The 22,797-nt window shown below is 66.0% G+C and carries 23 protein-coding genes; 21 read left to right on the forward strand and 2 right to left on the reverse strand.

Annotation, left to right across the window (positions count from 1 at the left end; genetic code table 11):
• Positions 1-474 precede the first annotated feature (474 nt).
• The 12 genes from BLIN9172_RS02665 to dapF all read left to right on the forward strand — a co-directional run bounded on the left by BLIN9172_RS02665 (position 475) and on the right by dapF (position 12,332).
• Positions 475-3,255, forward strand: a complete 2,781-nt coding sequence (locus BLIN9172_RS02665) for an FtsK/SpoIIIE family DNA translocase (RefSeq protein ID WP_308297930.1) — start codon at positions 475-477, stop codon at positions 3,253-3,255.
• 125 nt (positions 3,256-3,380) lie between these two features.
• Positions 3,381-4,085 carry a CDP-diacylglycerol--glycerol-3-phosphate 3-phosphatidyltransferase gene (gene pgsA / locus BLIN9172_RS02670; RefSeq protein WP_101553719.1) on the forward strand — a complete coding sequence of 235 codons (705 nt, stop codon included), beginning with the start codon at positions 3,381-3,383 and terminating at the stop codon, positions 4,083-4,085.
• Positions 4,078-4,620, forward strand: a complete 543-nt coding sequence (locus BLIN9172_RS02675; protein ID WP_240811926.1) for a CinA family protein — start codon at positions 4,078-4,080, stop codon at positions 4,618-4,620. Before pgsA ends, BLIN9172_RS02675 begins: the two co-directional genes overlap by 8 nt.
• Before the next feature lie 177 nt (positions 4,621-4,797).
• Entirely contained in the window at positions 4,798-5,127 is a 330-nt protein-coding gene (locus BLIN9172_RS02680; RefSeq protein ID WP_062244061.1) for a helix-turn-helix domain-containing protein, read from the forward strand.
• A complete protein-coding gene (locus BLIN9172_RS02685; RefSeq protein ID WP_101553721.1) occupies positions 5,127-5,354 on the forward strand; it encodes a DUF3046 domain-containing protein in 228 nt (75 codons plus the stop codon). Before BLIN9172_RS02680 ends, BLIN9172_RS02685 begins: the two co-directional genes overlap by 1 nt.
• A 63-nt stretch (positions 5,355-5,417) precedes the next feature.
• Positions 5,418-5,825: a VOC family protein gene (locus BLIN9172_RS02690; protein WP_101553722.1), complete on the forward strand. Its 408-nt coding sequence runs from the start codon at positions 5,418-5,420 to the stop codon at positions 5,823-5,825.
• Positions 5,826-6,016: 191 nt separating this feature from the next.
• Positions 6,017-7,108, forward strand: coding sequence for a recombinase RecA (recA, locus tag BLIN9172_RS02695; RefSeq protein WP_025779746.1), 1,092 nt, complete (start codon positions 6,017-6,019; stop codon positions 7,106-7,108).
• A complete protein-coding gene (locus tag BLIN9172_RS18415; RefSeq protein WP_240811927.1) occupies positions 7,089-8,123 on the forward strand; it encodes a regulatory protein RecX in 1,035 nt (344 codons plus the stop codon). Before recA ends, BLIN9172_RS18415 begins: the two co-directional genes overlap by 20 nt.
• Positions 8,124-8,158: 35 nt before the next feature.
• Positions 8,159-9,655, forward strand: a complete 1,497-nt coding sequence (miaB, locus tag BLIN9172_RS02705; protein ID WP_101553723.1) for a tRNA (N6-isopentenyl adenosine(37)-C2)-methylthiotransferase MiaB — start codon at positions 8,159-8,161, stop codon at positions 9,653-9,655.
• Position 9,656: 1 nt separating this feature from the next.
• The gene (locus BLIN9172_RS02710) at positions 9,657-10,322 is read left to right on the forward strand and encodes a hypothetical protein (RefSeq protein ID WP_101553724.1); all 666 of its coding nucleotides are present in this window, start codon (positions 9,657-9,659) and stop codon (positions 10,320-10,322) included.
• Between the two features lie 6 nt (positions 10,323-10,328).
• Positions 10,329-11,249: a tRNA (adenosine(37)-N6)-dimethylallyltransferase MiaA gene (gene miaA / locus BLIN9172_RS02715; protein WP_101553725.1), complete on the forward strand. Its 921-nt coding sequence runs from the start codon at positions 10,329-10,331 to the stop codon at positions 11,247-11,249.
• Positions 11,250-11,342: 93 nt separating this feature from the next.
• Positions 11,343-12,332, forward strand: coding sequence for a diaminopimelate epimerase (gene dapF, locus BLIN9172_RS02720; protein ID WP_025779753.1), 990 nt, complete (start codon positions 11,343-11,345; stop codon positions 12,330-12,332).
• A gap of 2 nt (positions 12,333-12,334) precedes the next feature.
• On the opposite strand, the gene BLIN9172_RS02725 is transcribed toward dapF, so the two are convergent.
• Positions 12,335-12,949 (reverse strand): class I SAM-dependent methyltransferase, encoded by a 615-nt coding sequence (locus tag BLIN9172_RS02725; RefSeq protein ID WP_101553800.1) that lies wholly within the window; start codon positions 12,947-12,949, stop codon positions 12,335-12,337.
• Positions 12,950-13,078: 129 nt separating this feature from the next.
• Between BLIN9172_RS02725 and hflX the strand changes: the two genes are divergently transcribed.
• Together hflX and BLIN9172_RS02735 are read left to right on the forward strand one after the other, a co-directional pair.
• Positions 13,079-14,551: a GTPase HflX gene (gene hflX, locus BLIN9172_RS02730; RefSeq protein ID WP_101553726.1), complete on the forward strand. Its 1,473-nt coding sequence runs from the start codon at positions 13,079-13,081 to the stop codon at positions 14,549-14,551.
• On the forward strand, positions 14,548-16,518 hold the full coding sequence (locus BLIN9172_RS02735; RefSeq protein ID WP_101553727.1) for an ATP-dependent DNA helicase: 1,971 nt from the start codon (positions 14,548-14,550) through the stop codon (positions 16,516-16,518). The genes hflX and BLIN9172_RS02735 overlap by 4 nt, the downstream gene beginning before the upstream one ends.
• 93 nt (positions 16,519-16,611) lie before the next feature.
• Here the strand turns inward: BLIN9172_RS02735 and lexA are convergent, their stop codons facing one another.
• Positions 16,612-17,367 carry a transcriptional repressor LexA gene (lexA, locus tag BLIN9172_RS02740; protein WP_025779759.1) on the reverse strand — a complete coding sequence of 252 codons (756 nt, stop codon included), beginning with the start codon at positions 17,365-17,367 and terminating at the stop codon, positions 16,612-16,614.
• A 234-nt stretch (positions 17,368-17,601) separates the two neighbouring features.
• Here lexA and BLIN9172_RS02745 point away from each other — a divergent pair, with 234 nt between their 5' ends.
• The 7 genes from BLIN9172_RS02745 (at position 17,602) to BLIN9172_RS02775 (ending at position 22,793) form a co-directional block, all read left to right on the forward strand.
• Positions 17,602-17,940 carry a LysM peptidoglycan-binding domain-containing protein gene (locus tag BLIN9172_RS02745; RefSeq protein ID WP_025779760.1) on the forward strand — a complete coding sequence of 113 codons (339 nt, stop codon included), beginning with the start codon at positions 17,602-17,604 and terminating at the stop codon, positions 17,938-17,940.
• Between the two features lie 138 nt (positions 17,941-18,078).
• On the forward strand, positions 18,079-19,257 hold the full coding sequence (locus BLIN9172_RS02750) for a histidinol-phosphate transaminase (RefSeq protein ID WP_240811928.1): 1,179 nt from the start codon (positions 18,079-18,081) through the stop codon (positions 19,255-19,257).
• Positions 19,254-19,850 (forward strand): imidazoleglycerol-phosphate dehydratase HisB, encoded by a 597-nt coding sequence (gene hisB, locus BLIN9172_RS02755; RefSeq protein WP_101553729.1) that lies wholly within the window; start codon positions 19,254-19,256, stop codon positions 19,848-19,850. Before BLIN9172_RS02750 ends, hisB begins: the two co-directional genes overlap by 4 nt.
• Entirely contained in the window at positions 19,847-20,449 is a 603-nt protein-coding gene (locus tag BLIN9172_RS02760; RefSeq protein ID WP_025779765.1) for a hypothetical protein, read from the forward strand. The genes hisB and BLIN9172_RS02760 overlap by 4 nt, the downstream gene beginning before the upstream one ends.
• Positions 20,446-21,138 carry an imidazole glycerol phosphate synthase subunit HisH gene (hisH, locus tag BLIN9172_RS02765; RefSeq protein ID WP_101553730.1) on the forward strand — a complete coding sequence of 231 codons (693 nt, stop codon included), beginning with the start codon at positions 20,446-20,448 and terminating at the stop codon, positions 21,136-21,138. The genes BLIN9172_RS02760 and hisH overlap by 4 nt, the downstream gene beginning before the upstream one ends.
• A 58-nt stretch (positions 21,139-21,196) precedes the next feature.
• Positions 21,197-21,934 carry a bifunctional 1-(5-phosphoribosyl)-5-((5-phosphoribosylamino)methylideneamino)imidazole-4-carboxamide isomerase/phosphoribosylanthranilate isomerase PriA gene (priA, locus tag BLIN9172_RS02770; RefSeq protein ID WP_101553731.1) on the forward strand — a complete coding sequence of 246 codons (738 nt, stop codon included), beginning with the start codon at positions 21,197-21,199 and terminating at the stop codon, positions 21,932-21,934.
• Positions 21,885-22,793, forward strand: a complete 909-nt coding sequence (locus BLIN9172_RS02775) for an SseB family protein (RefSeq protein WP_101553732.1) — start codon at positions 21,885-21,887, stop codon at positions 22,791-22,793. The genes priA and BLIN9172_RS02775 overlap by 50 nt, the downstream gene beginning before the upstream one ends.
• Positions 22,794-22,797: the final 4 nt, after the last annotated feature.

A 22,797-nucleotide genomic window follows, 5' to 3' on the forward strand; every position in this document is an offset into this window, starting at 1 on the left:
AAAACGGATCGCGGCAGAGCATCGTCGCCGAGAAACGGGTGAAGCGTCGAGAAACGCATGTGCACACCCGTTTTTCGACACGCAGCCCGTTTTTCGGCGAGATAGGCATTCACTCCGCATGGTGTCGAATGCAGCACTTCCAGCCTGCAGGCCGGCACTCCGCTGCCTTGCGCAACCTTCTCGCCAACACCCCAGGTGACCTCGCCAACACCCCAGGTGACGTCGAAATCTGTCGGACTCGCCTCGGCTGCCGAAGCCCCTGCCGACCGCCGCGCCACACGCCGAAACCTGCGGATTTGCTGGGCAGGAGCCAGGTATCGTCCTAAGATGAGAGACATGGCGACCAGAACGACTTCCCCCGCTTCTGGTTCCGGGAAACGCACAGCGCGCAAAAACGCTGGTCGGTCCGGTCAAGCGGGGACCGAAGAACCCGGGACAAACGTTGTCACCGGTGCATGGAGGGGAGTGGCCCACATGGCCGGAAACCGTGCGCGAAAGACTCTCAGCGACGAACCGACCGATCAATCACCGACGAAGCGGGACGGCACAGCCTTCTTCCTCATCGGACTCTCGATCATCATCGCCGCCTTCGAATGGTGGAACATCCCCGGCGCGATGAGCGACGCCGTCCGCGGAATCGTCGAAGGCACCTTCGGCCGAGTGGCACTCGCCCTGCCGGTGGTCTTCACCTGCTATGCGATCCGCCTGTTCCTGCGCGGCGACGACAACCGCGGCAACAACCGCATCCTCATCGGGATGATCTTCGGTCTGCTCGCCGCCTCGGGGCTGGCCCATATCGCCGCCGGCAACCCGACCTTCACGAACTCTCGCGAAGCCATGGCCAACGGGGGAGGCGCGCTCGGATTCGTCGTGTCCTCGCCGCTGGTCATCGCGACGACCGTCTACGTCGCCGTGCCGCTGCTCGTCCTCCTCGGGCTGTTCTCCCTGCTCGTGGTCACCGCAACACCGGTGCGCGCGATTCCCCGCCGACTCACCGACCTGTACTACCGACTCACCGGCGGTGCCCGACCCGCAGCCGACGCCGAGGCGGCCGAGACCAAACAGTCCGACCTCGTTGCCGAGAACGGCCGCACCTCCGACCTCAAACCCGTCATGGGCGCCAAGCGCCGCAGTCGCAAGAAGAAGACCGAGATCCCGGATGCCGACTCGGATGCCGCCGCCGACGACACCGCCACGAAGGCCTACGACAAGGCGTACATCCACGAGAACGACGTCAGCGACGAAGAGGCCGACACCACCCGGATCGAGACCAGCCCGGAGCCGAAGCTCAAGCCCGGCCAGCGCCGCCCCACCAAGGCCGAACGCGAGATGGCCGAGCTGAAGAAGACCATCGGGATGGACGACGATGCCGCGAACCAGGCGAAGAAGTCCGAGCCGGCTGCCGCCTCGGCGCCGGTGCCGATCACGAACGCACCCGCACCTCCGCCCACGGAGCAGCTGCCCGAACGCGTCGAGCAGCTCACCCTGGCCGGCGACGTCACCTACACCCTGCCCGCCTCCGACAACCTCCAACCCGGACCTCCCGCCAAGGAACGCTCCGAGGCCAACGACCGTGTCGTCGAAGCCCTGCGCGATGTGCTCGAGCAGTTCAAGATCGACGCCGAGGTCACCGGCTTCTCCCGCGGACCGACGGTCACCCGCTACGAGGTGGAGCTCGGCGCCGGCACGAAGGTCGAGAAGGTCACGGCACTATCGAAGAACATCGCCTACGCCGTGGCCAGCGCCGATGTGCGCATCCTCTCGCCGATCCCCGGCAAGAAGGCCATCGGCATCGAGATCCCGAACACCGACCGCGAGAATGTCGCCCTCGGCGACGTGCTGCGCTCGAAGGCCGCCCGCAAGACCGACCACCCCATGGTCATGGGCGTGGGCAAGGACGTCGAAGGCGGATTCGTCGTCGCCGATCTGTCGAAGATGCCCCACCTGCTCGTCGCCGGTGCCACCGGTGCCGGTAAGTCGAGCTTCGTCAACTCCATGATCACCTCGATCATGATGCGCGCGACCCCCGACGAGGTCCGCATGATCCTCGTCGACCCCAAGCGCGTCGAGCTGACGATCTACGAAGGCATCCCGCACCTGATCACCCCGATCATCACGAATCCGAAGAAGGCCGCCGAGGCACTCGAATGGGTCGTGCGCGAAATGGACGCCCGCTACGACGACCTCGCGCACTACGGCTTCAAACACGTCAAGGAGTTCAACAAAGCCGTTCGCGAAGGTCGGATCCACCCGCCCGCCGGCTCCGAGCGCGTCCTCCAGCCCTACCCGTACCTGCTGGTCGTCGTCGACGAGCTCGCCGACCTCATGATGGTCGCCCCGCGCGACGTCGAAGCCTCGATCCAGCGCATCACGCAGCTGGCCCGTGCCGCCGGCATCCACCTGATCCTCGCCACGCAGCGACCCAGCGTCGACGTCGTAACCGGCCTCATCAAGGCCAATGTGCCCTCACGTCTGGCGTTCGCGACCTCATCGCTGGCCGACTCGCGAGTCGTGCTCGACCAGCCCGGCGCGGAGAAGCTCATCGGACAGGGTGACGCGCTGTTCCTGCCGATGGGTGCGGCCAAACCGATGCGCGTCCAGGGAGCCTGGGTCAACGAGTCCGAGATCGAGAAGGTCGTCGAGCACGTCAAGAGCCAGCTGACCCCGAACTACCGCGAAGACGTGGCCGTCGAAGCACCGAAGAAGCAGATCGACGAGGACATCGGAGACGACCTCGAACTGTTGCTCCAGGCGATCGAACAGGTCGTGACCACGCAGTTCGGATCGACCTCGATGCTCCAGCGCAAGCTGCGCGTCGGCTTCGCCAAGGCCGGTCGCCTCATGGACCTCATGGAGTCCCGCGGCATCGTCGGACCCTCCGAGGGATCGAAGGCCCGCGATGTGCTCGTGCGCCCCGACGATCTGCCCGGCACCCTGGCCATCATCAAGGGCGAGACCCCGCCCGACGGTGATTCGTCCGGCGCGGCGGCCGACGCCCCGACCGACGGGGGCCAGGGCCACGGCCAGTCCGGATCCGGGCACGCGTCGGCGGCCGGGGACTACGACGAGGAGTTCGACGACGACTACGGGAACACCTCCCACGGCTCGGCGTCGTCCAGCTCAGCATCGTCCGACCGATACGCGAACGGAGTCGGCCATGCCGGCGACCTCACCGTCGGCGACGTCGACCCGGAGACCGGGCTCGAGGTCGTCGAAGCTGCAGGAGAGGACGCCTGGCAGCTCACCGGCCGCTGATCCGATCCGAACCCCACCCCTCGCCGAGGCGGCTCACCGTTGCGACGGTGCGCCGCCTCGGCGATTGTCGTCGTGAATCTCATGGTTGGAATGATCTGCTCAGCTCACTCCGATAGGCTGGATGCGTGAACGATCGAATCGAGGCCGGAGCCTCCCAGCAGCCCGCAGCGGAACCGAGTCCGTGGAACATTCCGAACGCACTCACGGTGCTGCGCATCATCATGGTGCCCCTGTTCCTCGTGCTCCTGCTGACCGACGGCGGCAGCGATGTGACCCTGCGCTGGTGGGCGCTCGTCGTGTTCCTGCTGGCCATGTTCACCGACTTCGTCGACGGCTACCTGGCCAGGCGGAACAACCTCATCACGAACTTCGGCAAGATCGCCGATCCCATCGCTGACAAATCGCTCATGGCAGCCGCGCTCATCGGTCTGGCGATCATCGCCGAACTGCCCTGGTGGGTGCCCGTGATCATCCTCGTGCGCGAATTCGGCATCACCGTGCTGCGGTTCTTCATGATCCGCATCGCCGTTATGCCCGCCTCGCGCGGGGGCAAGATCAAGACCGTGCTGCAGACGGCGGCGATCGGGCTGTTCCTGGTGGTCTTCCCGCTCTCGGACGTGGCGCCCTCCGTCGTCTCCGACATCCTCCTCGTCGTCGCCTGGGTCATCATGGCCGCGGCCATCGTCGTCACCATCGTCACCGGCGTCGACTATTGCGTGCAGGCGGCGAAGCTGTACAAGGACGCGAAGAACGGCAAGAATGCGCCGAGCGGCGGGGATGGGCCGAGCGCCGGGGACACGCAGACCGGCGGGGACACACAGCGTGGCTGAGTCCGAGCTGACGGCGACCGCGCGTCGCATCATCTCCACCTGCTCTCAGCTGGGGATCTCACTGGCGTCGGCGGAATCGCTGACCGGGGGACGCTTCGTCGCCTCGCTCGTCGACGTGCCGGGCGCGTCGGCCGTGGTGCGCGGGGGACTGGTCACCTACGCCACCGACCTCAAGGCGAGCCTGGCCGGAGTGAATGCCGACCACCTCGAGGAGACCGGACCGATCGACCCGGTCGTCGCCGCGCAGATGGCCGTCGGCACGGCCGTGCAGTGCGTCGCCGACATCGGGATCTCCTGCACCGGGGTCGCCGGTCCCGATCCGCAGGACGACAAGCCCGTCGGACTCGTCTACACCGCGATCGCCTTCGGCGGGAAGGCGAAGGTCTTCGAACACGAGTTCACCGGTGACCGCGACGCCATCCGCAGTCAGACGGTACAGGCGATGGCGGTCAACCTCGACGAATTCGTGCGCGAACTCGCCTTCGGGCCGGAAGCCGGGCAGGGGACAGCCGATCGTGAGTCGGTCGCGGAATAACGCCGACCGCTGTGGGGTTGACCGGGTGATGACCATCGGACGAAAATTCTCCAAAGTCTTCGAATGGACTGGCAATACCATCCGCTCGGGGCACCAGGTTGGTGCTGTGTCACGGCCAGGTTGTAAGGTTGTTGGAACTACATTGACGGGACGCGCTGACAAAGGGAGGGCCGCGTTATGTTACTGAGAGTCGAAATCGGCGACGCACTACGTTCCGCCCGCCGTCGTCAAGGACGCACCCTTCGCGATGTCTCGACCGGGGCCAGCGTTTCGCTGGGCTACCTCAGTGAGATCGAGCGCGGACAGAAGGAAGCCTCTTCGGAGCTGCTGTCGGCGATCTGTGAAGCACTCGATCTGCCGCTGTCGGCACTGCTGTCGTCCGTGTCCGATCGCTTCGCTCTCGAAGAGGGCGTGCAGATCCCCGACACCATTCCGCAGGAGCTCTCGGACAAGATCCTCGGTCACCCCGAGGGATACTCTTCTCCGCGCCTGGCTGCCAAGCCCTGATGCGGCATACGCTCTACTGGATCCTCATGAACGAGGAGTTCGGTGAGGCTCGCGCCGCCTCCCTGCACACCGACCTCACGCTGAGCTCATTGGGTTCACGAACCGCGGAGCAGGCATTCGAAGCCGGTGTCGAACCTCGCGATATCTGGATCGCCGTGTGCGACTCCATGGGCGTTCCCGAATCCCGACGCCTGGGCAAGGAGAAGCCGCGCTCGACTCCGTTCTGATTTCTCGAAGGTGCGCGAAACCTTCTCTGTCGGCGTGATGTCGGCCGAGTGTAGACTGACCGCATGAATCAGGCCGTCCCGTTCATCACCTTCCAGCCCAGCCGCGGCCAGAGCGCCGCCGAAGCCATGGCCACCTATGTCGAGCTCTTCGCCGACGGGCGAGTGATCCTCGACAATCGCTACGGTGCCGAGGGGCCGGGTGCCGAGGGCACGGTCATCATGTCCGAGATCGAGATCGCCGGCCAGAGACTGCGGTTGAGCGACAGCTTCGTCGCCCACGAGTGGGACATCACCCCTGGTGTCTCGCTCATGGTCGACTGCGAATCGGCCGAGGAGCTCGAACGCCTCTTCACCGCACTGAGCGCGCAGGGGACTGTGTTCATGCCGCTCGACGACTACGGGTTCGGACCGTTCGGGTGGGTGGGCGACCGTTTCGGTCTCACCTGGCAGCTGGGCCTGGCGTCGGCCTAGATTCCGCGGAGACACGCGACACACCCGAATATATAGAACACCTGTTCCCATGTGGGTTATCCTGGTGAGGAATCACGGGACCTGTGACCATGAGTGGCTGGTTATCCACGGGGGAATCGCTTCCTCTGTCGTTATGTCAGTGCCATCTTCTAGCCTTGGTCTCAAAGGAAAAGCAACGAAGAGGAGACGTCATGGCACGTACACCCAAGAACCTTCAGGTTCCCACCGGCGGCGACAAGTCGAAGGCGCTCGAAGCCGCAATGGGCCAGATCGATCGCAACTACGGCAAGGGCGCGATCATGCGCCTCGGCGACGGTGTGCGTGAGCCCATCGCCTCCATCCCGACCGGTTCTGTCGCTCTCGACATCGCTCTGGGCATCGGCGGTCTGCCGCGCGGTCGCGTCGTCGAGATCTACGGTCCGGAATCCTCCGGTAAGACCACCGTGGCTCTCCACGCCGTGGCGAATGCACAGAAGGCCGGCGGAATCGCCGGGTTCATCGATGCTGAGCACGCACTGGACCCCGAGTATGCGAAGAAGCTCGGCGTCGACACCGATCAGCTCCTCGTCTCCCAGCCGGACACCGGTGAGCAGGCTCTCGAGATCGCCGATATGCTCATCCGCTCCGGTGCGCTGGACATCATCGTCATCGACTCCGTTGCAGCCCTGGTGCCCAAGGCCGAGATCGAAGGCGAGATGGGAGACAGCCACGTCGGTCTGCAGGCTCGTCTGATGTCGCAGGCTCTGCGTAAGATCACCGGTGCCCTGGCCCAGTCGAAGACCACCGCGATCTTCATCAACCAGCTGCGTGAGAAGGTCGGCGTCTTCTTCGGTTCCCCGGAGACCACCTCGGGCGGTAAGGCCCTGAAGTTCTACGCCTCCGTGCGCATCGACGTCCGCCGCATCGAGACCCTCAAGGAAGGTCAGGACGCGGTCGGCAACCGAACCCGTGCGAAGATCGTGAAGAACAAGGTCGCTCCGCCGTTCAAGCAGGCCGAGTTCGACATTCTCTACGGCCACGGCATCTCCCGCGAAGGCAGCCTCATCGATATGGGAGTCGACAACGGCATCGTGCGCAAGTCCGGTTCCTGGTTCACCTACGACGGCGATCAGCTGGGTCAGGGCAAGGAGAACGTCCGCAACTTCCTCCGCGACAACCCCGGCCTGGCCGAAGAGATCGAGCTGAAGATCAAACACAAGTTGGGTCTCATCCAGGTCGACGAACCCGAGGACGGCGCCGAGGCGGCCGGAGAAGCTCAGACGGATGACGTCGAAGTCTCCTGACGCCTCGTCGACTGACGACGAGTACAGCGGCCACGGGCCCTCCGCAGCGACCGATACGGTCGGTGCGGGGGACTTCGGCCGGAACGACTCGTCTCAGACCGAGACGCTCTCGCAGCTGCGCAGCGCGATCTCGGAGATCGACCAACGTCATGCCGAAGGGGAGGCCGGATTCTTCGCCGGTCTCTCCGGCCTCGACGACGGTGATGTCGACGGCGGCAACGGTCGTACCGGCAGCCGAAAGAGTTCCGGGTCGCGTTCCAGTGCTGGCTCGGGAAAACGGTCGGGGAAATCTGCACGAGCGGCATCGAAGGCCGGCACGACAGCCGGTTCGAAGCGCAAGAAGAACTCGAGCGGCTGGAAACGACAGCAGCAGGAACCGGACAACGGGTGGGTCGAGGGCGGTACCGACTCGACTCCGGATTTCATCGACGTTCCTGATTTCCTTGCCGCCGAGAATGATGGTCCAGATTTCCTTGATGACAGCGACGGCCCACCCGATTTCGCTGCCGGTTCCGGGCTGAGCTTCGATGACGACGAGGACGAGGCGCCCGACTTCGATGCGGACTACGCCCAGGCGAAGAAGACGGCCATGAACATGCTCGCCATGCGCGATCACTCCAGCGATGAACTGCGCAAGAAGCTGCTCAAACGCGACCTCATGCCCGAAGCGATCGATGTCCTCATCGAAAAATTGCAGAACTCGCGGCTGCTCAACGACGAAGAGTTCGCGCACCGGTTCGCACGGGCACAGCGAGAGAACCGGAAACTCTCCCGGTCCGTGCTCAAACGCGAACTGAGCAAGAAGGGCATCAGCCCCGAACTGGCCGCCGAGGCAGTCGCCGACATCGACGGCGAGGAAGAGCTCGCCCGCGAAGTCGCCGAGAAGAAGGCCGCCTCCACACGGCGCCTCGACTATGCGGTGCGGGAGCGTCGGATCCTCGGCATGCTCGCCCGCCGCGGCTTCCCCTCGGCGATCTGCATCAAGGTCACACGAGACGTGCTCGCCGACGACTGAAACGGCACCCGGGGAACAGCTAGAATAGGTGCGCCATGACTGAACTGATTGAATCCCCGACGACATCCGGCACCACCCCTCGCAGCTACGAGGTCAAGACCTACGGATGTCAGATGAACGTGCACGACTCCGAGCGTCTGTCCGGACTGCTCGACGACGCCGGCTACGTTCAGGCGAACACCGACGGCCAGGCCGACGTCGTCGTCTTCAACACCTGCGCCGTCCGCGAAAACGCCGACAATCGCCTCTACGGCAACCTCGGCCAGCTCGCGAAGGTCAAGGAGAACCATCCCGGTCTCCAGATCGCCGTCGGCGGATGCATGGCACAGAAGGATCGCGACACGATCGTGAAGAAGGCCCCCTGGGTCGACGTGGTCTTCGGCACCCACAACATGGGTTCCCTGCCGGCTCTGCTCGAACGCGCCCGCCACAACGAGGAAGCGCAAGTCGAGATCCTCGAAAGCCTCGACGTCTTCCCCTCCACGCTGCCCAGCCGGCGCGAATCCCAGCACTCCGGGTGGGTGTCGATCTCGGTCGGCTGCAACAACACCTGCACCTTCTGCATCGTGCCCAGCCTGCGCGGCAAAGAGAAAGATCGCCGTCCCGGCGACATCCTCGCCGAAGTCGAAGCACTCGTCGCCGACGGAGTCGTCGAAGTCACCCTGCTCGGCCAGAACGTCAACTCCTACGGTGCCGAATTCCGCGACAAGGGCGCATTTGCGAAACTGCTGCGCGCCGTCGGCAACGTCGACGGGATCGAACGGGTCCGCTTCACCAGCCCGCACCCGGCGGCCTTCTCCGACGATGTCATCGACGCAATGGCAGAGACCCCGACCGTCATGCCGCAGCTGCACATGCCGCTGCAGTCCGGTTCGGACACGATCCTCAAATCCATGCGGCGGTCCTACCGGACCAAGCGGTTCATGAACATCCTCGATACCGTGCGCGAACGCATCCCGCATGCGGCCATCACCACCGACATCATCGTCGGTTTCCCGGGAGAGACCGAAGAGGACTTCCAGGGCACGATGGACATCGTCCGCCGTGCCCGGTTCTCCCAGGCCTTCACCTTCCAGTACTCTATCCGCCCCGGCACACCCGCGGCCACGATGGACAACCAGGTGCCGAAGGACGTCGTTCAGGAACGATTCGAACGCCTCACCGCACTCCAGGACGAGATCGCCTGGGACGAGAACAAAGCCCAGATCGGCCGCGAGGTCGAGGTGCTCGTGACCAAGCTGCCCCACGCCGATTCCCCCAGACTGAGCGGTCGGGCCGAAGACAATCGCCTCGTCCACGTGGGAATCCCCGAGGGTGCACAGATGCCGCGGCCCGGTGACTTCGTCACCGCCACCGTCACCGAGGCGAAGCCCTACTTCCTCCTCGCCGATTCCGGATTCTCCGTGCGCCCGTCCCGCGCCGGTGATGCTTACGACCGGGCACAGGCCGACAGCTGCGGTGCACCGAGCCCCGGCCAGGGCTCGGCCGGCGCGACGAACCTCGGCATGCCGACCATCCGCACCCGCGGCTGAGATGGGCGCCTTCGCCGTCATCCCGGCAGCCCCCGTGCTGCTCGAGAACATCGACCACAGCGAAACCACTCGCATGGTCGAACTGCGGACCGCGTTCCACAACACCGTGAGGTCGCAGTCCGATTGGGCGCTGCCCATCGAGACGCTGCCGCCCGTGGCCGGGCTCGGCGGTTGGGGGATCGACCGTGGAGTCGATACTCGCACGGGTCGATTTCTGGCCGGATCCGACTGGGTCGATGCCGTTGCGTCCCTGACGACGGACGAACGCAGACTCGCCGAGGCGGCCGACCCGGCCATCATCGTCGCGATCCTTCACGCTCACGCCGCCGACGTCGGCATCGGCCCGCTCGGATCGAGCGAGAATCTTCTGCTGCCCATCGACCTCTCGGGTGCCGCGACAGAGGACGCGCCCTTGGCCCCGATCGACGGTGCCGAGGACTTCGATCGTGCTGTCGTGGAGACACTCACCTCCGGGCCCACGATCGACACCGCAAGACTGGTCGAAATCTGTGTACGAGCGGAGACCATGGCCGCGAATCTCAGCGTGCTAGCCGCAGGAATCCGCCACCTCGTCGACCACGGTGCTCGGGTGTCGACGCTGGAGCCGGTCATCGACGAACGTGTCCACGAAGTGCGGACACTCTGCGGAACCGGAAGCTGGGGGTGATCGCCGATGGCTGAGGACAACGCGCCGATCATCACCATCGTCGGAGCCACTGCCACCGGGAAATCGGATCTGGCGCTGGATCTGGCGGGCCGCCTCGGCGGGGAGATCATCAACACGGATTCGATGCAGTTCTATCGCGGGATGGACATCGGCACGGCGAAGCTGCCGGTCGATGAGCGGCGGGGGATCGCGCACCATCTCATCGACATCCTCGACGTCACCGAAGAGGCGAACGTTCAGGACTTTCAGGCGCGTGCGCGGGCGGCGATCGCGGACATCCGGGGGCGCGGACTGCGGCCGATCCTCGTCGGCGGGTCCGGGCTCTACGTGCGTGCTGCGGTCGACCATATGGAGTTCCCGGGCACCGACCCTCAGCTGCGGGCCCGCCTCGAGGCCGAGGTCGCCGTCGACCGGTGGGCGCTGCATCAGAAGCTGCGCGAACTCGACCCGAAAGCGGCCGAGAAGATCACCGTCAACGACCAGCGACGCATCGTTCGAGCCCTCGAGGTCATCGAACTCACGGGCCGTGCCTTCAGCGCTCAGCTGCCGGACTATCAGGAGATCGAACCGACCATCCATCTGGGCCTGAGCGTGGACCGGGCCATTCTGCATGAGCGGATTGCGACACGGGTCGACCTCATGTGGGATCACGGATGGGTCGATGAAGTGATTCGGCTCCTCGACGCCGGACTGGCCGAAGGCAAGACGGCGTCGCGCGCCATCGGGTACGCACAGATCCAACGCCACCTGTCCGGAGAGCTCACCGCCGCCGAGGCGAAGGATGAGACGACGATCCGCACCCGGCAGTTCGCACGCCGGCAGGACACCTGGTTCCGTCGTGATCCGCGCATCCACTGGATCGACGGCAGTGCCGCCGACGCCGAGCAGAACCTGGCGGCCGCCCTCGACGTGCTGGGCGGGCACTGACGACATAGCGGCCGAGCCCGACATGGCGGCCGCGCTCGACGTGCTGAACGGGCACTGAAGACCTGAACCGACCGTCCCCGATAGGATGGAGCCATGAGCACTCCGGATACCCCGTTCGCCGCCTGGACCGATGTCACCTTCGTCAAGGGACACGGCACCCAGAACGACTTCGTTCTGCTCTCCGACGACGACAGCAGGCTGGAGATGCATCCCGAAGCCGTGGCCACGCTCGCCGACCGGCGGGCCGGACTCGGCGCCGACGGCATCATCCGCATCGTCCGCTCCGCCGCCAGCGGCATCCCGGGAGCCGCCGAACAGGCCGACGCCGGTGCCGAATGGTTCATGGACTACTACAACAGCGACGGCAGCCTCTCCGAGATGTGCGGCAACGGCGTACGCGTCTTCGCCCACGCACTCGTGACCAGCGGCCGCGTCTCCGCCGAGGCCCGCGACATCCTCGTGGGCACCCGCGACGGAATCAAAACCGTGCGCACCACCCTCAACCCGGCCCTCGGCGTCCAGACCGGAGACGACGTCGTCGACACCGGCACGCCCGGACCCGGATCCGCCAGCGACGCCTGGTACACGATCGACATGGGCGAATGGTCACTCGACCCGTCGAGCAGCGTGCTCGTGACCACCGGCGGCATCGAGGTCGCCCGCCCCGGACTGCGCGTGTCCACCGGCAATCCGCACACCGTCGTCGCCCTGGCCGAGAACTCCGAACTCGCCGCCGCCGACCTGCGTGATGCCCCCGTCCTCGACCCCGTGCCCGCACAGGGCTCGAATGTCGAATACATCGTCATGGAGCCCGCCCGATCCGATGTGGCCGGGGGAGAAGGCGCCCTGCGCATGCGCGTGTTCGAACGCGGCGTCGGCGAGACCCGCTCCTGCGGAACCGGTGCCTGCGCGGCCGCGATCGCAGCCCACCACTGGGCCGGCGAGAAGTCACCTCTGCAGTGGAGAGTCGACGTGCCCGGCGGTCAGCTGCGCATCGAGATCGAACCTAATGCCGAAGGCACGAGCGGACGCGTCAGCCTCGCCGGACCCGCGGTCCTCGTCGCCGGCGGCACGATCAGCTGAGCTCAGCCGCGCTCGACCGTGAGCACGCGGAAGCCCTTCGACGATCCCGTGCGCACGACCTCGAAGCCGTCACCGAGCATCCCGGCGATCCACTTCTGCAGGGAATCGGCACCGAGGTTCTTCGACACGACGAGATCGGCGCGACCGCCCGGGGCCAGACGCGGCAGCCACGTCTCCAGGAGTTCGTGCAGTGCGTCCTTGCCGATGCGGATCGGGGGATTCGACCGGATCGCGGCGAACTGCAGGTCGGTGGGAACATCGGCGGCGGTGACGGTGTTGATCGTATCGAGACCCAGCCTGCGCGCATTCGCCGCGGTGGTCTCCAGGGACCGGGAGTTGACGTCGAGCGCCCACACTCGCACAGCCACCTCGGCGTCCTGGGCGTCCAAAGCCGTGTGCAGGGCGACCGGACCCCACCCGCAGCCGAGGTCGAGGATATCGCCGGCAGGCGGCTGAGGCAGATGCCGCAGCAGCACAGCCGTGCCGAGGTCGAGGCGAGTGGGCGAGAACGTGCCGGATACGGTTTCGACGGTGACGGCGCGGCCGGCCAGATCGAGGTTGAGTTCCCGCGACTTGGCCTCGCTGCTCGGCGATTCGGTGAAATAGTGCTCTGACACCGTTTCAGTGTAGACGGCTGTGGGAGAATTGATGGACACCACCGTCGGTGCGCACCGGTACGACCGGTGCAAGGCATGACGACGTCGGCACGAGAAGTCCCGTGCGGACGGCAGAGAACAAAGGAATGAATGACGTCTGAAGACAATGAGCGTCGCAACGCGATGCTCGACCGTGTGCTCTCCCGAGGCGCCCAAGCCCTCGACGATCACGACACCACCCCCGAGGACGACCAGTTCGACCTCGCCGAGCGCGCCGCGCTCACCCGCGTGGCCGGACTGTCGACCGAACTCGAAGACATCACCGAGGTCGAATACCGTCAGGTCCGCCTCGAACGCGTCGTCCTCGCCGGCATCTGGAACACCACCCAGGCCGAAGCCGAGAACTCGATCCGCGAACTCGCCGCACTGGCCGAAACCGCCGGTTCCGACGTCCTCGACGCGCTCATCCAGCGCCGCGACAAGCCGGATCCCGGCACCTTCCTCGGCAAGGGCAAGGCCGCCGAGCTCGCCGAGGTCGTCGCCTCCGTCGGCGCCGACACCGTGATCATCGACTCCGAACTCGCCCCCAGCCAGCGGCGCGGACTCGAGGACGTCATCAAGGTCAAGGTCGTCGACCGCGTCGCGCTCATCCTCGACATCTTCGCCCAGCACGCGAAATCCCGCGAAGGCAAGGCCCAAGTCGAACTCGCCCAACTCGAATACCTCCTGCCGCGTCTGCGCGGTTGGGGTGAGTCGTTGTCCCGGCAGGCCGGTGGTCGTGTCGCCGGCGGTGCCGGAATCGGCTCCCGCGGACCCGGTGAGACGAAGATCGAACTCGACCGTCGCCGCATCCGTGCGCGCATGTCGAAGCTGCGCCGGGAGATCAACGCCATGGCGCCGTCTCGAGAGACGAAGCGGAAGAACCGCGCCCGCCATCATGTGCCGTCCGTCGCGATCGTCGGGTACACGAACGCGGGCAAGTCCTCCCTGCTCAATCTGCTCACCGACGCCGAGGTGATGGTGCAGAACGCCCTGTTCGCCACCCTCGATCCGACCGTTCGGCAGGCCAAGACCGCCGACGGCATCGTCTTCACCTACACCGACACCGTCGGGTTCGTCCGCAACCTGCCCCACCAGCTCGTCGAAGCCTTCCGTTCGACCCTGGAGGAGGCCGCCGGTTCGGATCTGCTCCTCCACGTCGTCGATGCCTCCCACCCGGATCCGCACGGTCAGATCCAGGCCGTGCGCAATGTACTGGGGGACGTGGAGACCGGGGACATCCCCGAACTCCTCGTGTTCAACAAGGCCGATATCGCCGAGGAGGCCGTGATCACCGGCCTGCGCGCGGAGTACCCCGACGCCCAGTTCGTCTCCGCCGTATCGAAGGAAGGGATCGACGACCTCATCGAGGCCATCGAGAACCGCCTTCCCGTCCCGGATATCGACATGACCGTGCTCATTCCCTATGAACGCGGTGACCTCGTGTCGAAGATCTACGCCCTCGGCACGGTCGAACACGAATCGCACGGCACGGAGGGCACCAGCCTGCAGGCGAAGGTGCCGACCGAACTCGTCGACGAACTGCGCGAATTCCAACGTCCGGACCTGGTCATCGACGAGTGAAAGCAGTCGAGAACCTCCTCGAATCCGCTGTCGGCGCCATCGGCGGATCGCCACGCGAGGGTCAGCAGGAGATGGCGCAGGCGGTCGCCTCGTCGCTGGACAAAGGAATCCATCTGCTCGTGCAGGCGGGAACCGGTACCGGCAAATCGCTGGCCTACCTGGTGCCTGCCGCCGAGTACGTCACCCGTACCGGCGGGAAGGTCGTCGTGTCCACGGCGACCCTGGCCCTGCAGACGCAGATCATCCACCGCGACCTGCCCCGGCTGTTCAAGGCCGTGAAGAAGGACCTCGACCCGCTGCCCCGAGCGGCACTGCTCAAGGGGCGGCGGAACTATGTGTGCAAGCACAAGCTCGCCGGCGGATACCCGGACGAGGGTGAGGGCATGCTCTTCGACCTGGGGGCCGACGCCGAGGCGGGACGCAAACCCACCGAACGCTCGGGCCTGGGGGAGGAGATCCAGCGGATCCGCACCTGGGAGAAGACCACCGACACCGGCGACCGTGACGACCTCCTGCCCGGTGTCAGCGATCGCGCCTGGTCACAGGTGTCCGTCAACGCCTTCGACTGCCTCGGATCGAACTGCCCGCTGTTCACCGAATGCTTCGCCGAAATCGCCCGGAACAAAGCCGCCGAAGCCGATATCGTCGTGACGAACCATGCGCTGCTGGCCATCGACGCCTTCGGGGAATCGAACGTGCTGCCCGAACACGATGTCATCATCATCGACGAGGCCCACGAGCTCAAGGACCGGGTGACCAGCGCCCTGTCGGGGCAGATCAACACGAGCATGCTCTCGGCGGCGACGAGTTCCGTGCGCAAACACACCACTGTCCAGGACGGGGTCGTCTCGCTGCTCGACTCCGCCGCGGCGGCACTCGAACGCGCCCAGACCTCGGTGCCCGAGGGACTCATCCTGCATATGAGCGAGGCGCTCGGACTGGCCCTGACGCAGATCCGCGACTCCGCCCGCCAGATCATCAACGACATCGGCGGCAAGACCGAAGACGCCGATGCCGGACGGCAGATGGCCAAGGCGCGCTGTCAGGAGATCTTCGAACTCGCCGAACGCTTCTGCGACCCGGGTAAGAACGACGTCATCTGGCTCTCCCGGTCGACGTTCAGAGAGAAGGAGACGACGAACCTCGTCGTCGCACCCTTGAGTGTGGCCGGCACCATGCGCAACGGGATCTTCGAAGAATCGACGGTCGTGGCCACCTCGGCGACGTTGTCCCTGGGAGGGAACTTCGACGCGGTGGCCGCTTCGTTGGGACTCTTCGGACCCGACGCCCCGAAGTGGGACAGCCTCGACGTCGGATCACCCTTCGACTACGGCAAGCAGGGCATCCTCTATGTCGCCTCCCACCTGCCCAAACCCGGACGCAGCGGGCTGAGCGAGGAAGCGCTCACTGAACTCGAAGAACTCGTCGAATCCTCGAACGGCGGGGCACTGGGACTGTTCTCCTCGCGGGCGGCGGCCAATGCGGCGGCCGAACACCTGCGGACGAAGTTCGACTTCCCGATCCTGCTCCAAGGCGACGACGGACTGCCGGCCCTGGTCTCCCAGTTCACGGCCGACGATCAGACCTGCCTGTTCGGAACCATGTCTCTGTGGCAGGGAGTCGATGTGCCGGGACGGACGAACCGCCTGGTGATCATCGACCGTCTGCCGTTCCCGCGCCCCGACGACCCGCTCATGCAGGCGCGGGCACGCGATGCCGACCAGCGTGGAGTCAACGGCTTCATGGCAGTATCGGCCACGCATGCCGCCCTGCGGCTGGCGCAGGGGGCAGGTCGCCTCATCCGCTCGACCGGTGACAGGGGAGTGGTGGCCGTGCTCGACTCGCGGCTGCGCTCGGCCCGGTACGCCGGGTTCCTCGTCAATTCGATGCCGAGGATGTGGCCGACGACGAACTCCGTTCTCGTCCGCACAAGCCTGGCCAGACTGGCCGAAGCTGACGAGAAGTGAGGCAGACGGTGCTGAGCTCCGCCGGATGACGCAGAAGCGCCCGCGACCCACCGTGGTCGCGGGCGCTTCTCAGTTCGAAGGCGGGGCGGAGGCTCAGAGGCGGCGGATGACGGCGACGACGAGCCCCATGATCTGCGCGTAGGTGCCGTCGATGGGTTCGTAGTTCTCGTTCTGCGGCATCAGCCACTGCTGACCGGCTTTGCGTTTGAGCGTCTTCACCGTGGCTTCGCCGTCGAGGAGGGCTGCGACGATCTGACCGTTGTCGGCGGTGTGCTGCTTGCGCACGACCACCCAGTCGTCGTGGCAGATGGCGGCCTCGATCATCGAATCGCCGACGACCTTGAGCAGGAACATCTCACCGGAGCCGACGACCTGGGTCGGCAGGGAGAAGACATCGTCGACCTCCTGCTCGGCCAGGATCGGGCCGCCGGCGGCGATGCGTCCGACGACCGGGACCTGCACGGTGTTGTTGGCCAGCTCCTCGTACTTCGCGCGTTCGGCCTCTTCCTCTTCGAACGGATTGACCACCTCGATGGCACGCGGGCGCTTCGGGTCGCGCCGGACATAGCCGAGGCGTTCGAGCTGGGAGAGCTGGTGGGCGACGCTGGAGAGGGACGCCAGTCCGGCGGCCTTGCCGATCTCGCGCATGCTCGGCGGGTAGCCGTTGGCCACGACGGCGCGTTCGATGGTCTCGAGAACGAGACGCTGGCGGGGAGTGAGGCGGAAATCGCCCTCACCGGATGACCCCTCTGGGATCTGGACCACGTCGTCATCGCTGCGAGCGGCAGCGATCTCGGTGGCAACATCTTCGTTGCGAGGCCTGCCTCTGCCTCGTTTGTTCTGAACCACTGCTCGTTCCCCTTCGTTCTATTCCCTGCCGCTGAACGCCGTGATCTCCGCTTCGAAGATTCTCGTGTCAGTGCCGACTGAGATGGTTCTGACAGATCAATCAACAACGCTGGTTCCCTCTCATTGTCGCATAGATGTTCGAGTTGGACTGGACATTTGTTCGATTGGCATGTTGAATAGAACAGACGTTCTACCGATTACTGGTGGAATCGTACGAATGAAAGAGGTAATGCGATGTCTGCACAGAACACCGAGCTGCGCCTGACCACTCGTGGACGCCAGGCTGTGCGCCTTCTCCGGACCCTGCTCGTCGCTCTCGTCGTCATCGGCGGAGCGGTCCTCCTCGCCACCCAGTCGTTCTCGGCCGCCGCCGTCGCCGAATCGGAGACGGAGAGCATCGGCATCGACGCCGAGGCGGTCGTCGTCGGTGAAGGCGAATCGCTGTGGACCGTGGCGACGAGTCTCGGCATCGACCGCGACACCCGTGATGTCGTGGCCGACATCGTCGAGATCAACCACCTGGACACCCCGACCGTTCACCCCGGCCAGACCCTCGACGTCCCCGTCCGCTGAGGTCGAGACCGGCTCGACCGGCAGGGCGCCGACCCGACTGACAGCGCGCCGACCCGTCCGCTCGGATGAGCCGACCGGCGCACCTCGATGCCCGACCCGCCGCCCGGGCGGCGGGGGCCTCTCGGTAGAATGGTCGCCGTGGGAAACATCGACTCTCTGCCAGTGCGCTCCGACCTCGTCGGCCAAAAGCCCTACGGGGCTCCGCACCTCAATGTGCCGGTCCAGCTCAACGTCAACGAGAACGCCTATCCGCTGCCGGACGTCGTTATCGACAGCATGCGATCTGCCGTCGATGACCATTTCGCGGGACTCAACCGTTATCCCGATCGCGAATTCACCGCACTGCGCGAACATCTCGTCACCTACTTGGACGGTGTGAACGAACGTGCCGGAGACACCGTCGACCTCGACCCCTCCATGATCTGGGCCGCCAACGGGTCGAACGAAGTGCTCAGCCATATCGTCCAGGCCTTCGGCGGACCGGGCCGCACCGTCCTCGGGTTCACTCCCTCCTATTCGATGCACCCGCTCATCACCACGGGCACCGGAGCCGAATGGCAGCACGTCGAACGCAAGGACGATTTCACTCTCGATGCCGAGACGGTCGCCGCCGAAGTGGCGCGGGCGAATCCGGACATCGTCTTCCTGTGCACCCCGAACAATCCGACCGGCACCTCGATCGGCCTCGACGTCATCGAAGCCGCCTACGACAACTGCGCAGGAATCGTCATCGTCGACGAGGCATATGCGGAATTCTCCCGCCCCGCCAAGTCCTCGGCGATGACTCTGCTCGACGGCCGGCCCCGCCTCGTCGTCTCCCGGACCATGAGCAAGGCCTTCGCCTGTGCCGGCCTGCGCTTGGGCTACGCCATCGCCGCCCCCGAGCTCATCGACGTCCTCCGCCTCGTCCGCCTGCCCTACCACCTGTCCGAGGTCACTCAGGTGCTCGCCTGCACGGCACTCGAACACGCGGAGCTGCTGCTGGGCAACGTCGACCGACTCATCGACTCGCGCAACCGCATGTCGAGCCACCTCGCCGAGGCGGGTTTCACCGTCCACGACAGCGATTCGAACTTCGTCCTCTTCGGTAACATCGACTCACCGGCCGAGCTGTGGCAGAAGCTGCTCGATCGCGGAATCCTCATCCGCGATATCGGCATCACCGGCCACGCCCGCGTCAACGCCGGCACCGAGGCAGAGACCGAAGCCTTTCTGACCGCCATCGACGAGATCCTCGCCGACGATCCTGACCTCTTCGCGGACCGTCCGCAGTCTCCGACCCCGTCACCAGCCGCCCCGACGAAAGGCACTCCATGAGGCAGGCCCAGAACTCACGCACCACCTCCGAGTCCACGGTGTCCGTGTCCGTCAACCTCGACGGCACCGGTACCTCGACCATCTCCACGAGCGTGCCGTTCTTCGACCATATGCTCACCGCCTTGTCGAAGCACTCGATGATCGACCTCGACATCACCGCCACCGGCGACACCCACATCGACGTCCACCACACCGTCGAAGACACCTCCATCGTCCTCGGCCAGACCATTCGCGAAGCACTCGGCGACAAGGTCGGCATCCGCCGCTACGGCTTCGCCGCCGTGCCGCTGGACGAAGCACTGGCCCAGTGCGTCGTCGACGTCTCCGGTCGTCCCTACTTCGTCCACGAAGGCGAACCCGAAGGCCAGCAGTACCACCTCATCGGTGGTCACTTCACCGGTTCGATGACCTCCCACTCGCTGGAATCGATCGCCTTCAACGGCGGACTGACCGTCCACCTCGACCTGGTTCGCGGCCGCGACCCGCACCACATCGTCGAAGCCGAATTCAAGGCCTTCGCCCGCGCGCTGCGGCAGGCCGTCGAGACCGACCCGCGGAGCAACTCCGTTCCCAGCACCAAGGGAGTCCTGTGAGCACGACCGTCATCGTGACCCCTTTCGGGGTCGCCCAGCAGCTGGCCGCCGCCTGCGTGCTGTCGAACATCTCCGGCACCATCGTGCCGATCGGTGAGTTCAGCGGCATCGTCCTCGCCGACACCGATGTCGAAGCCGGCAACGAGGCGGCCGCGGCGATCTCGAAGCTCGCCGGCAAACATGAGGTCCTCCTCCTCGTGCGCAGCGAAGAGCAGATCGACGCCGGCCACTTCCGCCACGGCGCCCGAGAATCCGATGTGCCGGCCGGACTGGCACTGAAGAACCTCCCCGATGTCCTCGAAGGGCTGCTGCTCGAAACCGTTGCCGCAGACGACGTCGAAGGCAGCATCAGAACCGATTCGATGACGAAGCTGCAGGCCAGTGCGGCCACGATGAGCCCGGGACGGGCAGCCATGGCGCGCACGGCACTGCTGTGGATCATCGCCGCCGTCCTCGCCGGACTCGTCACCGCCTTCGGCATTGCGCTCGCGCTGGGCGGGAACACCATCGCCTGGGTCGTCGCCGTGCTCGGCGTCATCGTCCTCGGGTTCTCCCTGTGGAGGATCTGGTCAGTGCTGAGCAAGGGGGCGAAGCGATGAGGACAGTCGCCGTCCTCGACTACGGAGCCGGCAATGTCCGCTCCGCCGTGCGTGCAGTCGCCGCGGCCGGTGCCGAGGTCACGCTCACGGCCGACCGCGATGTCATCAACGACTCCGACGGACTGCTGGTCCCCGGGGTCGGCGCGTTTTCGGCCGTGATGGCCGGACTGGACAACGTCGGGGGAGTCGACCTCATCCGTGCCCGCCACGAACAGGGCCGACCGCTGCTCGGCATCTGCGTCGGCCTCCAGGTGTTCTTCTCCCGCGGTGAGGAACACGGCGTGAAGACCGACGGCATCGGCCTGTGGCCCGGCGCCGTCACCGGCCTCGAAGCCCCGGTCATCCCGCATATGGGTTGGTCGAAGGTCAGTGCACCTGCAGACTCGGCCATGTTCGCGGGCGTCGGGGACGAACGCTTCTACTTCGTCCACTCCTATGCCGCGACCGAGCCGCCGCCGAATGCGACGGTGACGACCGCCCGTCACGGCAGCGACTTCATCGCCGCTGTCGAGGACGGCACCACCTGGGCCGCACAGTTCCATCCCGAGAAGTCCGCCGAGGCGGGCGCCAGGCTGCTGCGCAACTGGCTCGCCTCGTTCGCCGCCGACAGCAGCCCCGACGGCGGTTTCGTCAGCACCAGCGATTCCGGCAGCATCGGCAGCACCCCCACAGACCCACTCAGCTCCTGACCGAGCACACCGACTATGGTTGCCTCAAACCCCGTGGCGCCCTGGCAGAAAGGTCACAATGACAGACAGTTCGAACAAGCTGGTCCTCCTCCCCGCCGTCGACGTCGCCGACGGCAAGGCCGTCCGCCTCGTCCAGGGCGAAGCCGGAACCGAAACCGACTACGGTTCACCCATCGACGCCGCCCAGGACTTCGAGAGCCGCGGCGCCGAATGGATCCACCTCGTCGACCTCGACGCCGCCTTCGGACGCGGATCGAACTCGGATCTGCTCAACCAGGTCGTCAAGGCCGTGGGGATCAAGGTCGAACTCTCCGGTGGAATCCGTGACACCGAAAGCCTCGAACGCGCACTCGACACCGGGGCCGAGCGCGTCAACATCGGCACTGCCGCCCTGGAGAACCCCGACTGGACCGCGGAGATGATTTCGCGCTTCGGCGATCAGGTCGCCATCGGCCTCGACGTGCGCGGAACCACCCTGGCCGCCCGCGGCTGGACGAAGGAAGGCGGAGACCTCTACGAAGTCCTGAACACCCTCGAAGCCGCCGGCTGCTCCCGCTACGTCGTCACCGATGTGCGCAAGGACGGCACCCTGCAGGGTCCCAATGTCGACCTGCTCAAGGACCTCGCGCAGAAGACCGATTCTCCGATCGTCGCCTCCGGCGGAGTCTCGAGCCTCGATGACCTGCGTGCCCTCCGTGAGCTCGTGCCCTTCGGCGTCGACTCCGCGATCGTGGGCAAGGCACTCTATGCCGGCAAGTTCACCCTGGAAGAAGCCCTCGACGTCGCAGGACGGTGAGCCGGTGAGCACGCACTCGCACGAGCCGCGCCGGCCGGACGAGCCGGGCCACTCGCCCGAGCCTCACGAGCCCCGGTCCGCCGCATCTGCCGACCAAGCAGGTGACGCCCAGGCCCCGACGGATTCCGCCGGTCAGGCGTGGGCGGGCCGGGACCTCAAACCCAACCCGTTCTCCGGTGACACCGGGCTGGCCGATGCGGCCCTGCTGGAGGCCATGACCCAGGTCGCTCAGGCACCCCTGGATCCTGCCGCACACCAGCAGGTCGTCCGGGCTCTGTCCGGGACCAGGCTCTACGCCCCGATCGTGCCGATGGCTCTCGACCAGGAGGTCGGGGAGAACGGGCTGATGGCCGACAACTCCTCGGAGATGGCGATGGTCCGCCTCCAAGCCGAGGACGGACGCGAGTGCACCCCGGGATTCTCCGGAATCCCACCATTGACGGCGTGGCATTCGGACGCCCGTCCCGTGCCGATCGAATCCGAGCGGCTCGTCCTCGGGGCGATCGAGGCCGAATCCCAGCTCGTCGTCCTCGACCCGGGTGCCGAGTCCTCATTTCTGCTGCGCCGTCCGGCGATGTTCGCGTTCGTGCAGTCCCAGCCCTGGACTCCGTCCTGGGCCGACGCCGAGGTGGCCGGGCGTCTGCGTGCCATCGCCGAGTCCTTCCCCTGGCTGGCTCGGATCGGTGTGAGTCCCGGCAGCAACAGCGTTCACCTCGGTGGGCCGGAGCTCGGCATCACGCTCGGCGTCGAGTCCGAGGTGGCCCCGGAGGAAGTGCGCCGGTTCCAGGAGGCCGTCGCCGGTGACGAGGACCTCGTCGCGAAGATCGATTCCCTGGCCATCCGCCTCGTCGAAGTCTGAGCGT

It is taken from the genome of Brevibacterium linens ATCC 9172 (genome assembly GCF_900169165.1).
In the GTDB taxonomy this organism is placed as follows: Bacteria; Actinomycetota; Actinomycetes; order Actinomycetales; family Brevibacteriaceae; genus Brevibacterium; species Brevibacterium linens.

Coding starts and splice junctions, on each gene's coding strand:
- BLIN9172_RS02775 (WP_101553732.1), top strand. CDS start 21,885: ATGCCGGCAAGTTCACCCTGGAAGAAGCCCTCGACGTCGCAGGACGGT.
- BLIN9172_RS02665 (WP_308297930.1), top strand. CDS start 475: ATGGCCGGAAACCGTGCGCGAAAGACTCTCAGCGACGAACCGACCGAT.
- dapF (WP_025779753.1), top strand. CDS start 11,343: ATGAGCACTCCGGATACCCCGTTCGCCGCCTGGACCGATGTCACCTTC.
- miaB (WP_101553723.1), top strand. CDS start 8,159: ATGACTGAACTGATTGAATCCCCGACGACATCCGGCACCACCCCTCGC.
- priA (WP_101553731.1), top strand. CDS start 21,197: ATGACAGACAGTTCGAACAAGCTGGTCCTCCTCCCCGCCGTCGACGTC.
- hisB (WP_101553729.1), top strand. CDS start 19,254: ATGAGGCAGGCCCAGAACTCACGCACCACCTCCGAGTCCACGGTGTCC.
- hflX (WP_101553726.1), top strand. CDS start 13,079: ATGACGTCTGAAGACAATGAGCGTCGCAACGCGATGCTCGACCGTGTG.
- hisH (WP_101553730.1), top strand. CDS start 20,446: ATGAGGACAGTCGCCGTCCTCGACTACGGAGCCGGCAATGTCCGCTCC.
- BLIN9172_RS02680 (WP_062244061.1), top strand. CDS start 4,798: ATGTTACTGAGAGTCGAAATCGGCGACGCACTACGTTCCGCCCGCCGT.
- miaA (WP_101553725.1), top strand. CDS start 10,329: ATGGCTGAGGACAACGCGCCGATCATCACCATCGTCGGAGCCACTGCC.
- BLIN9172_RS18415 (WP_240811927.1), top strand. CDS start 7,089: ATGACGTCGAAGTCTCCTGACGCCTCGTCGACTGACGACGAGTACAGC.
- BLIN9172_RS02685 (WP_101553721.1), top strand. CDS start 5,127: ATGCGGCATACGCTCTACTGGATCCTCATGAACGAGGAGTTCGGTGAG.
- BLIN9172_RS02690 (WP_101553722.1), top strand. CDS start 5,418: ATGAATCAGGCCGTCCCGTTCATCACCTTCCAGCCCAGCCGCGGCCAG.
- recA (WP_025779746.1), top strand. CDS start 6,017: ATGGCACGTACACCCAAGAACCTTCAGGTTCCCACCGGCGGCGACAAG.
- BLIN9172_RS02710 (WP_101553724.1), top strand. CDS start 9,657: ATGGGCGCCTTCGCCGTCATCCCGGCAGCCCCCGTGCTGCTCGAGAAC.
- BLIN9172_RS02745 (WP_025779760.1), top strand. CDS start 17,602: ATGTCTGCACAGAACACCGAGCTGCGCCTGACCACTCGTGGACGCCAG.